The sequence below is a fragment of the Hongsoonwoonella zoysiae genome, assembly GCF_013266695.1.
Taxonomy (GTDB): domain Bacteria; phylum Pseudomonadota; class Alphaproteobacteria; order Rhizobiales; family Stappiaceae; genus Hongsoonwoonella; species Hongsoonwoonella zoysiae.
On sequence record NZ_JABRXF010000003.1, the window covers coordinates 557,687 to 572,038 of the forward strand.

A 14,352-nucleotide genomic window follows, 5' to 3' on the forward strand; every position below is an offset into this window, starting at 1 on the left:
CCGTGCGCGAACGGATATCAAATGTCAAGATCAATCCACTAGTGGAAGCTGCCGATGGGACTTTCGGGGAAACCTCGTAGATATACGTGCATGCGCACGTTTCTTGCCCACCCGCCAAAAAATCAGACATACTATTTTTGGTTGTAATCGTTATTTCAGACTCCGCGCGTAAGAACCCGGGCACGAAGGGGAACGCAAGAATCCATGACCGAAATCCAGCCCGCAGTCTTCGCCCAGTTGATCGCAAGCCTTGGGCTTGCCGCCCTTGTCGCCCTTGCCTACAGCGCGATTCTGCGTAGCCCGCTTCGCGAAGCTTACAGATCGCCTTTGGCCGGACTTCTATTCGGAATGGCCGCGATTGCTTCCATGATGAACCCTATCGTTTTCGCGCCTGGACTTCTGATTGACTCCCGTGGCGTCATGGTAGCACTGTCGGCTCCTTTCGGCGGCTGGATTGCAGGCGTCGTGACGACTGTGACCGCCAGCGCCTTCCGCTACCTCGAAGGCGGCATGGGCGCGGTCGCGGGTTCCTTTGGAATCCTTGGTTGCGGTTTGAGCGGGATCGTCTTCGCCCGACTGTCGTCGGGCCGCCGGCGCACGGGTCATTTCGTCGTGCTCGGGATCTTCGCCGCCACGTTCCAGATTCTCGGCTTCTTCGTCCTGCCGCTCGATATCGCCACCACGCTCGTGGAAGCCTTCGCCTTTCCCCTGAGCGCAATAAACATCGCCGGCGTAATCATTGTCGGCTCGTTTCTCAGGTGGGAGGAAACGCGCGTCACGGCGATGCGCCAGATGCAGAATGCAGCCCGAACCGACTGGCTCACGCAGCTATCGAACCGTCGCCGCCTAGAAGAAATCGCCCGTGCCCTGCAGGATCGGCGCGCCAAAGGCAGCAGGCTCGCCGCCGTCCTTTTCGATATCGACCGCTTCAAGCAGGTCAATGACAGCTACGGGCATCCTGCCGGCGATGCGATCCTTTCCTCATTCGCCAGCCGGCTGAGGGAAAACACCCGGAAGGTAGACGACGTCCTTCGCTATGGCGGCGAGGAGTTCGTGGTGCTGATGAGGGATTCCGATCTGGATCAGGCAACGCGCTTTGCGGAGCGCGTGCGCGCCGAGATCGAGGCGATGACGACCGTCTATGGCACCGACCGGATCCGGATAACCGTGAGCGCGGGCGTCGCCTGCACCCCGGCCGCGACCTCGCCCTCCGCGCTGGAAAAATTGCTCAAGGATGCGGATCAGGCCCTTTACAGGGCCAAGAAGGAGGGCCGCAACCGCGTCGTAGCGACAAAGAATTCGGCAGCCGCCCCAGCCGCCTGACCGGAGTAGGTATCCACCAGCACCGAAATGCTTGCCCGGTCGGACAGGAACACTCCAGAGTCAAAAAGATTAAACAATCTCAGTATTTTAAATACATTCTCATTGCTCGGATTGATTAAATTCAGCCGGAATTCACTCCGGATCTTGCACTGGAACGGAGGGTTCGGATCACCGCACAATCCGCTACCGGGCCAGGACCCGCGCAGTATCGAAATCAGGCGTTTTCCAGTGCCGCCTCGGCCTGCAGCAGTTGCGTTGCCTCCTCGGGAAGCATCGGTTGTCCGAACAAGAACCCTTGCGCGTACTCGCATCCGAGCTGGAAAAGCTCAAGCGCATCCGACTCGCTTTCCGCCCCTTCGGCGATCACCTGCATGCCGAGATCGTGCCCCAGCGCCACGATGGAGCGCAGGATAACAGGCCGCGCGCTGCGCCCGTTCGGCCGAACGAACGATTGATCGACCTTGATCGTGTCAAAACGAAACCGCTGCAGATAACTCAGGCTCGAATAACCCGTCCCGAAGTCGTCGAGCGCCAATCCCGCACCCAGTTCCCGCAGACGTTCCAGTACCTTTGCCGAATATTCCGGATTGCTCATCACGACGGATTCCGTGAGCTCCAACTTGAGCGTACCCGGCATCAACTGGGCTCTGGAGAGCACGGCCTTCACGTCGTTGATCAGGTCCTGGCGCAGCAACTGCCGTGAGGAGATATTGACAGACACAAACAGCGGCGCGGGCATGCGGAACCTGCGTTGCCATTCGGCAAGCTGGCGCGCCCCACGCTCGAGAACGAAAAGGCCAAGGTCGTTGATCAGCCCGCTTTGTTCTGCGACTGGAATGAATTCCGACGGTGAGATCGCTCCGCGCGTCGGGTGGTTCCAGCGTGCCAGGATCTCGAAGCCGGCGATACTGCGATCCTCCAGCCTGATGATCGGCTGGTAGGAAACAGTGATGCCGTCGGTCTCCAGGGCCTTCTTCAGGTCGGTCTCAAGCTCGGAAACGCCGACGCTTGCAGTGCGCAGGGTCGGCCGGAAAATCTCCACTCGGTCCCCGCCCAGCCGCTTGGCGTGGTTCATGGCAATCTCGGCGTCGCTTACAAGGTCTTCCGGCTTTGCCTGCCCTTGTTCATAGATGGCAACCCCCACCGAAACGGTCAGGAACACTTCGCGGTCGCCGAAACTTACCGGAGAGCGCAGGGCTTTGCGCACGTTGTCAGCGAAAGTGGCGATCCGGTCCGCCGCCTGTTCGGACAAAAGAAGGATCGCGAAGGCATCTCCGCCGAGCCGCGCAACACTGTCTTGCGGCTTCAATTGCCGCCCTATCCTGCGGGCGACTGTCAGAAGAATGCTGTCCCCCGCTGAAAGACCTATGGAATCGTTGACCTGCCTGAACCGGTCGAGGTCGATGATGATGATCGATGGACGGCCCGCACCCTCCGCCCGCGCTCGGGAGATCGCGCCATCCACGCGGTCCATGTAAAGCTCGCGGTTCGGCAGGCCCGTCAGATTGTCGTGGACGGCGTCATGCAGGAGCCGCTCCTCCGCCACCTTTTGATCCGTGATGTCGAGCAATGTGCCTACGCAACGGATCACTTCGCCGTCCGAGCCGATGATCGGCCTTGCCCGCAGGTGGAACCAACGAAAGTGCCCATCGTCGGATCTGAGCCGGAAGGACTGCGACACGCGCCCGCGGCGCTGATCGACGACAGCGTCGAGCGTTGCGCGAAACCGGTCCCGGTCCTGCGGATGCAGGACATCCAGCCAGTCGCGCGCCGGACCTTCGAGAAGGCCCCGCTTGACGCCGAGAAGGTCTTCCACCTCGTGCCCCGTGGAAATACGGTCGCGGTCGACGTCCCAGTCCCAGATGATATCGCCGGCCCCCGTAAGCGCCAGTGCCCGCCGCTCCACGTCGGAAATGAGCCCCTGCGCGATCGCGCCGCCGGCAAAGGCATGCTGCATCACCGTGAAGCCAATCAGAAGAACGATGAGCACGAGGCCGCCTGCAAGGGCAGGCTGCACGATATCGTTGGTAAGCGACCCGTTGACCGCCATTCCTGCCCCGACCATCCAGCAAAGCAGGAGAACCCAGGTCGGCACCAGCATGATCGCGCGCTCGTAGCCCTGCAAGGCGAGCACGGCGATGACGATGAAGCCGAAAAGGCCGATAACCCCGAGCGAGATGCGCGAGATGCCGGCGGCGACCGACGGATCCCAAACCGCAACACCGAGAAGGCCGAGCACCATGATCAGCGTGCTCAAGGCCAAATGGCTGTAGCGAATGTGCCAGCGATTGAGATTGAGATAGGCGTAGAGGAAGACGATGAGACTTGCCGTCAGCGCAACTTCCGCAGAGGCGCGATAAAGCTGGTCTTCTCCCGGCACGAGGCGGAGTACGCGCGTGAAGAAGCCGAAATCGATGCACAGGTACGCAAGCACCGACCAGGCGAGCGTGGCGGTCGCCGGAAACATGACCGTACCCTTGACCACAAATAGGATGGTCAAAAAGAGCGCCAGCAAGCCTGATATGCCCAGCACGATACCGCGGTAAAGCGTATAGGCATTGATCGTTTCCTTGTAGATATCGGGCTGCCAGAGCCTGATCTGCGACAGTTCCGGCGTGCGCAGTTCCGCGACATAGGTCACGACCGCACCCGGGTCGAGCGTGATCAGGAAGACGTCCGCCTCCCGGCTCGCCTGCCTCTCCGGTGCGATACCCTGGCTCGGCGTGATCGAGGCAATCCGCGAGGCGCCCAGGTCCGGCCATATGAACTGCGATTCCGCCATCCGGAAGAAGGGGGACACGATCAGCCGGTCGATCTGCTCGTCGCTCGGGTTGGAAAGCGCGAACACCGCCCAGCTTGTGTTCTCGTCATTGCGGGAGTTCACCTCGATCCTGCGCACGATGCCATCCGCACCGGGTGCCGTCGAAACCTGAAGGCCCGGCCCAAAATCGGGGTAGCGGTCGACGACGTCGGTAAGGTCGATCGCCTCCGCTTCGAGCGGAACGGGTATGGCTTCGAGAGCCCGTGCCGGCAAGGTCGCCACCAAGGCGAGCAGAAAGACGATCAGAACGGATGCGAGCGCGCGCAAGACGGATTCCAAACGAGAGAACAGGCTGTTGGGCAGAAGTATCGGCTTGTCCGGCATGTCACAAGGTTTCTTTTTCTGGAAGCCCCGTGCCCGTGTCGAACACCGACTGCATGCCGGCCTTGTACGTTGGCGGTTCCGGATCATCCGCAAGCCGGGCGTAAAGGATATGATCTTCCCATTGCCCGTCGATGCAAAGATACCGGCGCGCGTAGCCCTCGCGCCTGAATCCGACTTTTTCAAGGAGGGTGATCGACGCCCTGTTCCGCGGCAGGCACGCCGCTTCCACCCTGTGGAGACGCAGGCGCACGAAGGCGAACGGCATCAGCAGGCGCACCGCCTCGCTCATGTAGCCCTTGCCGGCATGAGGCGCGCCCATCCAGTAGCCGAGCGTGGCGCATTGGGAGACCCCGCGCCTCAGATTCGACAACGTCGCACCACCGAGCAATTCGCCGTCGCCACGGCGGAATACGAAGAAAGGGTAACTTCGGTCTTCGCGCATCTCGCGGGAATATCGGCGCAGGCGGCGGCGGTAGGAGGCCTTGCTCAGATCATCCGCCGGCCATTTCGGTTCCCAGGGTTTCAGGAAACCGCGGCTTTCCTCGCGAAGGCTGGACCAGGCGGCAAAATCCTGCGGCGCGGGAGCGCGCAAGGTAACGTGTTCGCCCGTAAGGACGGATTCCGTGGCAGGATAGCTTACCGAGCGAAAGAAAGCCATAGATGCTCCCCCGCTCCCGTCATGCGCTGGCTACGCGTTTCATCGACACGTCAAGGCGCTCAGACAGCGTTTCGAGATAGGGTATCTTGTCCAACGGGCCAATGGCGGAAAGGGTCGGCGCATCGCCTGTGAAGGTCTCGTCGGCGACGCGGCGGATCTGGTTGAGGCTCACGGCATCGATCTTCGCGTTGATCTCGTCAAGCGTCATGACCCGGCCGTGGATCATCATCTGCCGCGCAATTTGCGCCGCCCGGGCGGACGGGCTTTCAAGCGACATCATGAGGCCGGCGCGGATCTGCGCCTTGGACCTGTCGAGCTCCTCGGCCGTGATATCGGACTTGGCCCTGTAAAGTTCATCGACCAGCACGGGAACGAGTTCTTCGATATCTTCTTCACCGGTCGCCGCGTGAATGGCGAAAAGCCCCGTATCGCGAAACGCCCAATGGAAAGCGTAGACCGCGTAGCAGAGCCCCCGCTCTTCCCGGATTTCCTGGAACAGCCGCGAAGACATGCCACCGCCCATGATGGAGGCAAGCACCTGGGCCGCATAATAGTCATCCGCGCGGTAAGGCCTTCCCTCGAAGCCGAGAAGCATCTGGATTTCCATGAGATCGCGCTGCACGCGGCTCGACCCGCCCGTGTAGCTGGCCGACGCGTCGGCCGCTGCAGGCTCGGCTGAAAGGCCGCCGAACTTTTCTTCGGCGATTGCCACGATCTCGCGATGGTCGACCTTGCCGGCAGCCGAAAGAAACATCTGCGGTCCGCGATACCGGTCCGAGAGGTAGGCCCGCAAATCTTCCGGCGAAAAGCCCATCACCGTTTCCTTGGTGCCGAGAATGGGCCGGCCGATGGCCTGATTGGACCATGCGGTCTCCTGGAAAAGATCGAACGCCATGTCGTCCGGCGTGTCGTGCGCGGCACCGATCTCTTGCAGGATGACATGTTTTTCACGCATCAACTCATCTTCGTCGAAGGTGGAGTTGAGCAGAATGTCGGAAAGAATATCGACGGCGAGAGGCACATCCTCCGCCAGCACGCGAGCATGATAGTTGGTATGTTCGACGCTCGTCGCGGCGTTGAGCTCGCCGCCAACCGCCTCGATTTCCTCCGCGATACGACGGGCGCTGCGGGTTTTCGTACCCTTGAACGCCATATGCTCCAGAAGATGCGTGATCCCGTTCTGCGACAGGCTTTCAGACCGCGATCCGCCCTGCACCCAAACGCCGAGCGCCGTGGTGGCAAGATGCGGCATGTTGTCGGTAACGACGGTCAGCCCGTTCGCAAGCCTGGTGACCTCCACATCCATCGTCAAACTCCCTCCCTCACCGCGCGCGCCTTTTTTTCCACGCAAGCTTCGACGCTCGCCTGCTCGGCAGGCAGAAGCTCCATGCGTTCCTCGTCGTTCATGATGTGGGCGAGTTCCGCCGGCAGTTCGGGGCGTATACCGCACGCCTTCTCCACCGCGTCGGGGAACTTTGCCGGATGCGCCGTGGCAAGCACCACCATCGGCACTTTGCCATCGGCCTTTTCCGCCGCCACCTTGACGCCTGTCGCTGTATGAGGATCAAGCAGATAGCCGCTCTTCTCAAGCGTTTTTGCAATCGTTTCGCCCGTTTCGTCCTCCAGGCACCGCCCGGCGTCGAACTCCCGGCGCATCGCCTGCATGGGGCCGTCGTCGATGGTGAAGCCTCCGGATTGGTGCAAACGCTCCATCAGGCCGCGGACAGCCGCGCCGTCGCGCCCGTAAGCCTCGAAAAGCAAACGTTCGAAATTGGACGATATCTGGATATCCATCGACGGCGAACTCGTCGCCACGACGCCACGCATCTCGTAGGCAGATGTCTCGAAGGTGCGTGCCAGGATATCGTTGGTGTTTGTCGCGATCACCAGACGGTCTATCGGCAAACCCATTCGCTTGGCGACGAAGCCTGCAAATATATCGCCGAAATTGCCGCTCGGCACCGTGAAGGACACCTTGCGATACGGAGCGCCGAGTGCGGTAGCCGCCACGAAATAATAGACAACCTGCGCAACGATCCTCGCCCAATTGATCGAATTGACACCAGCAAGGTGCACCCGATCGCGAAAATCGAAATGGTTGAACATCGCCTTCAGGATCGACTGGCAATCGTCGAAAGTGCCGGCAAGCGCCAGCGAATGCACATTCTTGTCTTGCGGCGTCGTCATCTGCCGGCGCTGCACCGGAGAAACGCGGCCTTCGGGAAAAAGCACGAAGACATCCGTTCGCTCACGGCCACGAAAAGCCTCTATCGCCGCCCCACCCGTATCGCCCGAAGTCGCGGTCACGATCGTCGCTCGTTCGCCGCGTTCGGCCAGCACGTGGTCCATCATCCGCCCGAGAAGCTGCATGGCGACATCCTTGAAGGCAAGCGTAGGCCCATGAAAGAGTTCCAGCACGAAGCGGTTCGGCGCAATCTGCACAAGTGGCGTCACCGCTTCGTGGCGGAAACCGGCATAGGCCTCCCCTATCATCTTCCTCAGGGCATCCGGAGAGATCGCGTCGCCAACGAATGGCGAGATTACCTCGAATGCGACATCCGCATAGGGCCGGCCGGCCAATTCGGAGATTTTCGCGTCGTCCAGCCGCGGCCAGGCTTCGGGAACATATAGACCGCCATCTCGGGCAAGACCGGTCAAAAGCACATCTGCGAAATCGAGAACGGGCGCTTCGCCTCGGGTACTTACGTATTTCACCGGGCCATATTCCTCCTGCGGCAGTGGGTTTCAGCCGTTGTCATGGCTGGTTGACGCGATCGCGCACCCTATCGCCCCCCGCGCGCTCCGGCAAGGTCGGGACAGCTCCAACATACTGCTGAACGAGTTCTTGATTCACGTAATCGCCGCCACCGGCGGCAGCCTTCAGGCGTGGCCTGCCTCGCTTGACAACATGCCCGCGTCAATGCCCATGAGGGCGAGCGCACGCTGCCATTTCGTTTCGTTGTCCTGATCGAAAATGATCGAAGGATCGGCCGGGCCGATGATCCAGCCATTCGCCTGGATTTCCGTTTCAAGCTGACCGGCACCCCAGCCCGCGTAGCCAAGCGCCAGCATGGCCTGATCGGGGCCGCGCCCTTCCGCGATCGCCTTGAGGATTTCCAGCGTCGCCGTCAGGCAGATGCCGTCGCCGATCGGCAAGGTAGAGCTGTCGATGAAGAAATCGTCGGAGTGCAGCACGAAACCGCGGCCGCTCTCCACGGGGCCACCACGATGGACCAGCATCTTATCGGCGGGCGAGGGAAGGCGGATCGCATCCACATCGTCGATTATCTCAAGCTGTGTGAGCAGATCGGCGAAGGTAATGTTCGATGCAGACTGGTTGAGGACGATGCCCATGGCGCCTTCTTCGGAATGTGCACAGACATAGACCACGGCATGAGCGAAGCGTCCGTCCTCCATGCCGGGCATGGCGACGAGAAACCGGCCGTCCAGAAACTCCTCATCCAAGCTTTGGTTCATTAAATCGCCCGCTCCCAAGCAGTGATTCGACGCGATTTCCTTATCTATAAATTTAACACTTAGGGCATCAAAGTGTTAACGAAAAGAAGCTCGATCCGTGGATCGTTTTTAACCAGCGGGCGGCCGACCTTCGGCTCACGAAATTCTGAAATAGCCGCGAGCCGGGTTATGGCAGCGGGCCGGCTTGCGATAATGTAACCTCATATGGGTGGATCAGTTGCTGACGCCGCATCAAATCACTTCCTGCAAAGGCGAATTCCGAACGATGAAATACCTGCTTACGCCGTTCCTTTCCGTTTCGATGTTCGCCACGCCTGGCCACGCCGCATCAACCGACTGGGTCGAGGTTATGGGCGGTGAAGTGCGCCTGATTGCGGGCGGCCCGCTCGAAGAACCCGGCCGTTACGATGCAGCCCTTGAATTCAGGATGGAACCGGGCTGGCATATCTACTGGCGCTTTCCGGGGGAAACGGGGGTGCCGACGCAAGCCGATTTCTCGGCCTCCTCCAACCTGGAAAAGGCAAGACTGCGGTTCCCGGCACCCGTTCGCTACCATGATGGCTACGCGACATCGCTCGTTTACATGGACCATGTGATCCTGCCTATAGAAGTCATGGCGAAGGACGGGGCCGCACCGTTGGAGCTTTCGGCCAACCTTTTCTTCGGGATCTGCCGCGAGATCTGCGTTCCGGCGCAGATGGACCTCGGTCTCACACTTGCCTCCGGCGAGGCGGTGGATTTGCCGATGCGCGTTGCGATCTCGCAAGCGACGCTTTCTCTTCCGCGGCCACAGGGCGACGGCGCTCCGCGCATCGTTTCCGTCGAGCGGGCGGACGCCTCAGATGCCGGCAAGCCCGGCGCGCTGAAGATCACCGTCGAGATCACAGAAGAGGACGGCGAATTCGATCTTTTCGCCGAAGGCGCGCCGGGATCCTTCATTGAGGTTCCGCGCCTCGTGGGCCGGAACGGGAACCGGGCGGAATTCGAACTTTCGGCCAACGGCCTCACAGCCGAAAACGGCATCGCTCCGCTTACTTTTGTCCTGCGCGACGTCGGGCAGGTGGTGGAATATTCGACCGAAATCCGATTGCCCGGCGGCGACTGAATTCTCGCCGCCTGAAGCCGTTTCCCACGGTCGGGCAGTATTTCACCCTCGACGGCCTGCCCTTGCGGCCCTATCACCATCATAGGTCGGCGGAAGTCGGCGTCCTGTTAACATGATGGAGGTATCGCCATGAGCATAAAGGCGGGAGATCGGCTGCCGGATGTAAAATTAAAAACCATGACGGCCGATGGACCATCGGAGATTTCGACAGAAGAAATCTTCGCGGGCAAAACGGTTGTTTTATTCGCCGTTCCTGGCGCATTCACACCAACCTGCCATAACAACCACCTTCCCGGCTTCCTGGAAAACCACGATCAATTAACCTCCAAGGGCGTCGATACGATCGCCGTCGTCGGCGTGAACGATGTCTTCGTCATGGATGCCTGGTCAAAGGCCAGCGGTGGCGAAGGCAAGATCCTCTATCTCGCCGATGGCAGCGCCGATTTTACAAAAGCCGTAGGAATGGAACTGGATGCCACGGCGGCGGGGCTCGGAATTCGCTCGAAACGCTACGCGATGATCGTCAAGGATGGCGTCGTTCAAACGCTCAAGGTCGAGGATGCACCGGGCAGCGCCAGTGCTTCCGGGGCGGCCTCGGTCCTCGAAGAGCTTTGATGGCAAGTTGAGCAAGTGGATTCAGGCAGGAAGCCCGCCATCGCAGCGGGCTTTCATCAATCCTCCGCGCCCTTCTGCGACCGGCGAAGCCTGCTTGCGATGAAAACGATGTAGACCGCAGCCAGAACCGCCGCGAGGCCAAACCATGTGCCTGCGTATTGCAGGTGGTTGTTGCGAAAGGAAACGATCGTCTCTCCGCCGCGCGGCAGTGCGTTGGGCTCGCCGCTGTCGGCGAAAAGATCGACGGCGTAAGGCGCAACGTTGGGAGCTTCCACGTCAAGCGAGCGCGCCATGCGTTCCGGCTCCCGAACGAACCAGACATGTTTTTCAAGGTCCGGTTCATAGGACAGGAAATTCGGGTGCTCGGGTCTTCGCAGCAGCCCTGCTATCTCAACCGTTCCCTTCGGAGGGGCCGTATCGGGCCGATCCGCCGGCAACCGCCTGTCCTGAGGCACGAAGCCGCGGTTGACCATGACCACCCAGCCCTCAGCGGAAAGAAACGGATTAAAGACCAAATATCCCGGTCCGGCGTAGGGACCATTCGGTTGGGACAGCGAAATAAAATAATATAGCTCGCCGGGCAGATACCGACCGGTGAGCCTGACCGGCGTATAGTCCCAGCGTTCTTCGTCGAAGGAATGCCAACGGTCCGGCCCCGGCGCCGCCACCGGATCCCGCCCGCGGCGTGCGTTCACGTTTTCAATCAGGCTCTCTTTCCAGGCAAGCCTTTCGACCTGCCAGGCCCCGAGCGAAACCAGGACGGCGAACGCAATAGCCGCCGCAACGCTTGGCCATAGAACTTGCAGCCAGACGGGCCTCTTCCGCTGCAGGACGGTGTCACTCGTCAATGCGCCCCTCCCGGGCACTGTGCTTGTACTGCTGGGCTATCATCAGGCCCTTGAGCGGTCGCAAAAGCCCGATCGCCAGAATGATTGTCAGTGGAAGCCAGATGATCATATGCACCCATATCGGCGGTGTAAGCGTGAATTCAACGGCAAGCGCGGCACCAACGATCAGAAAACCGACGATCATGATTATGAATACGGCCGGACCGTCGCCTGCGTCCGAAAAGCGCATGTCGAGCCCGCAGTTCGAACAACGTTCAACGGGGGTGATGAACCCCTTGAAAAGTTTTCCCTGCCCGCATCGCGGACAACGCCCCTTCCAGCCCGTCCTCAACGGATTAAGCGGCGGATAAAGAGCCTGATCTTCATGACTCTCTTCGGACATCGCACACCTCGCTTTCGTGAATCGCGTGTCCCCTTGAACAAAAGGGGCCGCCCTTGGCGGCCCCTCTGCCTGTTTCTTAACTCTTGCGAGTAATCGTCCGCATGGCATTCACGCTCATATCGGATTGCCGGCGACCGACCGCCGCCGCAATCAGTGCGTGGCGGGAACCGCGCCTGCGCTGCCCCAGATGTAGATGGCGGCAAAAAGGAACAGCCAGACGACATCGACGAAATGCCAGTACCAGGCCGCTGCCTCGAAGCCGAAGTGTTTTTCAGGCGTGAACTGCCCGATCGCAGCCCGAATCAAGCAGACGATCAGGAATATGGTGCCGACGATGACGTGGAAACCGTGAAAGCCCGTCGCCATGAAGAACGTGGCACCGTAAATGTTGCCGGAAAACGAGAATGCGGCATGGGCATATTCGTAAGCCTGGACCACAGTGAAGAGCAAGCCGAGAAGGACGGTGAATGTAAGACCCCACTTCAAGCCCTGCCGGTCATTGTGCAGAAGAGCGTGGTGAGCCCAGGTCACCGTCGTGCCCGACGTAAGAAGGATAAGCGTATTGAGAAGCGGAAGGTGCCAAGGGTCGAACACCTCTATACCTTCCGGCGGCCAGATGCCCCCTGTTGCCTCAAGCCGACCGACCTGCGCTGCCTCGCCCACGAAAAGCGACGCATCGAAGAACGCCCAGAACCAGGCCACGAAAAACATCACTTCCGACGCGATGAAAAGCAGCATTCCGTAACGCAGGTGAAGCTGCACAACCGGGGTGTGGTCGCCCGAATGGGATTCGCGGATCGTGTCGCGCCACCAACCGAACATCGTGTAGAGTACGATCAGGAGGCCGACAAAAAACAGACCCCAACCCGAAAGATCCATGCCGAAAAGTTCGAAGGTTTTTTCCTGGGCAGCCTTCATCCAGCCGATCGCGCCGATGGCCATGAGGAAAGCCCCGACGGCGCCGATGAACGGCCATGGGCTGGGATCGACGAGATGGTAGTCGTGGTTCTTGGTATGGGCCATGGGTCAGTTTCCCCCGATTGTCCGTTTGGTGGCCGGACGGCCAGCCGAAGTCAAAGCTTGTTGTTGGATGGGTCCTCGTCCGGTCGCGAAGCGACCGTATCGTCGGGCTCTTCCGCCGGATAAAACGTGTAGGAAAGAGTGATCTCCTTCACGTGACTCAGGTTTTCGTCCTCGTCCATCGCAGGATCGATGAAAAAGACGACAGGCATTTCCACCGATTCACCAGGTTTCAGCGGCTGTTCGGTAAAGCAGAAGCAGTCGATCTTGTTGAAGTAGGAACCGGCTTCGAATGGCGTGACGTTGAAGACCGAGGTTCCGACGTTGCCGATCTCGCCCACGTTTTCCGCAATATAGGCGATCTGGGTCGTTTCCCCCATCTTCAGCTTGACGGTCCGCTGAAGCGGCTTGAAGTTCCAAGTCAGCTTCGGGTTTACGTTGGCGTCGAAGCGAACGGTGATTTCGCGGTCGATCACGTTTTCCGCGCCACCTTCGGCCCGCTGCGTGGTGCCACCGTATCCCGTGACTTGGCAGAATAGCTGATAAAGCGGTACGGCGGCGAAGGCTGCACCAACCATCGACACGAAGACGCCGCCCATGACGACGGCGACCGTCAGGTTGCGTCGCCGCAAATCATTGCCACCCAACGGCGGTCCGGCGGTCATGTGGTTTTGAAGTTTGTTATGTTCGCTCATATCAAAGCGGCCTGTTCACGACGCCCGGCCCGAGCTTGACGATCGTCACCAGGTAAAAAAGTACGACCAACGCCCCGATCGCGAGCCCGATAGCGATATTACGCGCGCGGCGGCGCCTTTTCTGCTCTTCGGTCAGCCTGATTCCGTCCTCCGTCATCGTGCCGGCCCCGAAATGAGGGCTATCAGGAGATGTTCTCCAAGCAGCATGGCAAACAAAAGGAACAGATAGAGTATGGAAAAGGAAAAAAGCCGGACCGCAGCCTTGCGCGCCGCATCACCCTTGCGCATCGCCCAGACGCGGTAGGCGAAGATCACGAAGGCAACACCGAGCGCGGCCGACACCAGCCCATACGCCAACCCGGCAAAACCCATTATCCACGGCAGCACCCCGATCGGCGCCAGCACAAGCGAGTAGGCAAGAATCTGGGTGCGTGTCGATCTTTCGCCCGCTACCACGGGCATCATCGGCACGTTTGCCGCTTCATAATCACCGGACTTGAAAAGCGCCAGCGCCCAGAAGTGCGGCGGTGTCCACATGAAGATGATGAGGAAGAGAACGAGCGGTTCCAGGCTGACGGAACCGGTAACCGCCGCCCACCCCACAACCGGAGGAAAAGCGCCGGCCGCTCCGCCGATGACGATGTTCTGTGGCGTCGAACGCTTCAGCCACATCGTGTAGATGACGACATAAAAGAAGATCGTGAAGGCAAGGAACGCAGCCGCAAACCAGTTTACGAGCAGGCCGAGGACCAGCACCGAAAACCCCGATAGCGTCAGCCCGAAGGCAAGCGCCTCGTCTCCCGTCACACGACCGGCCGGGATGGGTCGATTACGGGTGCGCGACATCACGCGGTCGATATCCGCGTCGTACCACATGTTGAGCGCGCCGGAAGCGCCCGCACCGATGGCGATGCAAAGAAGCGCGGTTGCTGCCAGAACCGGGTGGATGCCGCCCGGCGCGAGCACGATACCCACGAGTGCCGTGAAGATGACGAGTGACATCACCCGCGGCTTCAAAAGCGCGAAATAGTCGCCAACGCCGCCGTGTCCTCCGGACCACGCGGTATCGTCGATCATCTGCCCT

At 60.2% G+C, this 14,352-nt stretch carries 14 protein-coding genes; 3 read left to right on the forward strand and 11 right to left on the reverse strand.

Going from position 1 to position 14,352, the window contains the following annotated elements; all coding sequences use genetic code 11:
- Positions 1-204 precede the first annotated feature (204 nt).
- Entirely contained in the window at positions 205-1,323 is a 1,119-nt protein-coding gene (locus HPQ64_RS19005) for a GGDEF domain-containing protein (RefSeq protein WP_172890192.1), read from the forward strand.
- A 214-nt stretch (positions 1,324-1,537) separates the two neighbouring features.
- Here the strand turns inward: HPQ64_RS19005 and HPQ64_RS19010 are convergent, their stop codons facing one another.
- From HPQ64_RS19010 to HPQ64_RS19030, 5 genes are all read right to left on the reverse strand, one after another.
- On the reverse strand, positions 1,538-4,468 hold the full coding sequence (locus tag HPQ64_RS19010) for an EAL domain-containing protein (protein ID WP_172890193.1): 2,931 nt from the start codon (positions 4,466-4,468) through the stop codon (positions 1,538-1,540).
- 1 nt (position 4,469) lies between these two features.
- Complete coding sequence (locus HPQ64_RS19015) at positions 4,470-5,126, reverse strand: GNAT family N-acetyltransferase (RefSeq protein ID WP_172890194.1); 657 nt, start codon at positions 5,124-5,126, stop codon at positions 4,470-4,472.
- A 19-nt stretch (positions 5,127-5,145) separates the two neighbouring features.
- Complete coding sequence (locus HPQ64_RS19020; RefSeq protein WP_172890195.1) at positions 5,146-6,432, reverse strand: M16 family metallopeptidase; 1,287 nt, start codon at positions 6,430-6,432, stop codon at positions 5,146-5,148.
- 2 nt (positions 6,433-6,434) lie between these two features.
- Positions 6,435-7,841 (reverse strand): threonine synthase, encoded by a 1,407-nt coding sequence (gene thrC / locus HPQ64_RS19025; protein ID WP_172890196.1) that lies wholly within the window; start codon positions 7,839-7,841, stop codon positions 6,435-6,437.
- A gap of 165 nt (positions 7,842-8,006) precedes the next feature.
- The gene (locus HPQ64_RS19030; RefSeq protein WP_172890197.1) at positions 8,007-8,603 is read right to left on the reverse strand and encodes a YqgE/AlgH family protein; all 597 of its coding nucleotides are present in this window, start codon (positions 8,601-8,603) and stop codon (positions 8,007-8,009) included.
- Positions 8,604-8,868: 265 nt separating this feature from the next.
- Here HPQ64_RS19030 and HPQ64_RS19035 point away from each other — a divergent pair, with 265 nt between their 5' ends.
- Both HPQ64_RS19035 and HPQ64_RS19040 read left to right on the forward strand, forming a co-directional pair.
- On the forward strand, positions 8,869-9,708 hold the full coding sequence (locus HPQ64_RS19035) for a protein-disulfide reductase DsbD domain-containing protein (protein WP_172890198.1): 840 nt from the start codon (positions 8,869-8,871) through the stop codon (positions 9,706-9,708).
- 129 nt (positions 9,709-9,837) lie between these two features.
- Positions 9,838-10,323 carry a peroxiredoxin gene (locus HPQ64_RS19040; protein WP_172890199.1) on the forward strand — a complete coding sequence of 162 codons (486 nt, stop codon included), beginning with the start codon at positions 9,838-9,840 and terminating at the stop codon, positions 10,321-10,323.
- Between the two features lie 56 nt (positions 10,324-10,379).
- Here HPQ64_RS19040 and HPQ64_RS19045 read toward each other — a convergent pair whose 3' ends face one another.
- From HPQ64_RS19045 to HPQ64_RS19070, 6 genes are all read right to left on the reverse strand, one after another.
- Positions 10,380-11,171, reverse strand: a complete 792-nt coding sequence (locus tag HPQ64_RS19045) for an SURF1 family protein (RefSeq protein WP_172890200.1) — start codon at positions 11,169-11,171, stop codon at positions 10,380-10,382.
- Positions 11,161-11,553 carry a DUF983 domain-containing protein gene (locus HPQ64_RS19050; RefSeq protein WP_172890201.1) on the reverse strand — a complete coding sequence of 131 codons (393 nt, stop codon included), beginning with the start codon at positions 11,551-11,553 and terminating at the stop codon, positions 11,161-11,163. Before HPQ64_RS19050 ends, HPQ64_RS19045 begins: the two co-directional genes overlap by 11 nt.
- Positions 11,554-11,703: 150 nt before the next feature.
- Entirely contained in the window at positions 11,704-12,576 is an 873-nt protein-coding gene (locus tag HPQ64_RS19055; RefSeq protein ID WP_172890202.1) for a cytochrome c oxidase subunit 3, read from the reverse strand.
- Between the two features lie 50 nt (positions 12,577-12,626).
- Entirely contained in the window at positions 12,627-13,238 is a 612-nt protein-coding gene (locus tag HPQ64_RS19060) for a cytochrome c oxidase assembly protein (protein ID WP_172890424.1), read from the reverse strand.
- Positions 13,239-13,269: 31 nt separating this feature from the next.
- Complete coding sequence (locus HPQ64_RS19065) at positions 13,270-13,425, reverse strand: hypothetical protein (protein WP_172890203.1); 156 nt, start codon at positions 13,423-13,425, stop codon at positions 13,270-13,272.
- The gene (locus HPQ64_RS19070) at positions 13,422-14,345 is read right to left on the reverse strand and encodes a heme o synthase (RefSeq protein WP_246270832.1); all 924 of its coding nucleotides are present in this window, start codon (positions 14,343-14,345) and stop codon (positions 13,422-13,424) included. Before HPQ64_RS19070 ends, HPQ64_RS19065 begins: the two co-directional genes overlap by 4 nt.
- Between the last annotated feature and the right edge of the window lie 7 nt (positions 14,346-14,352).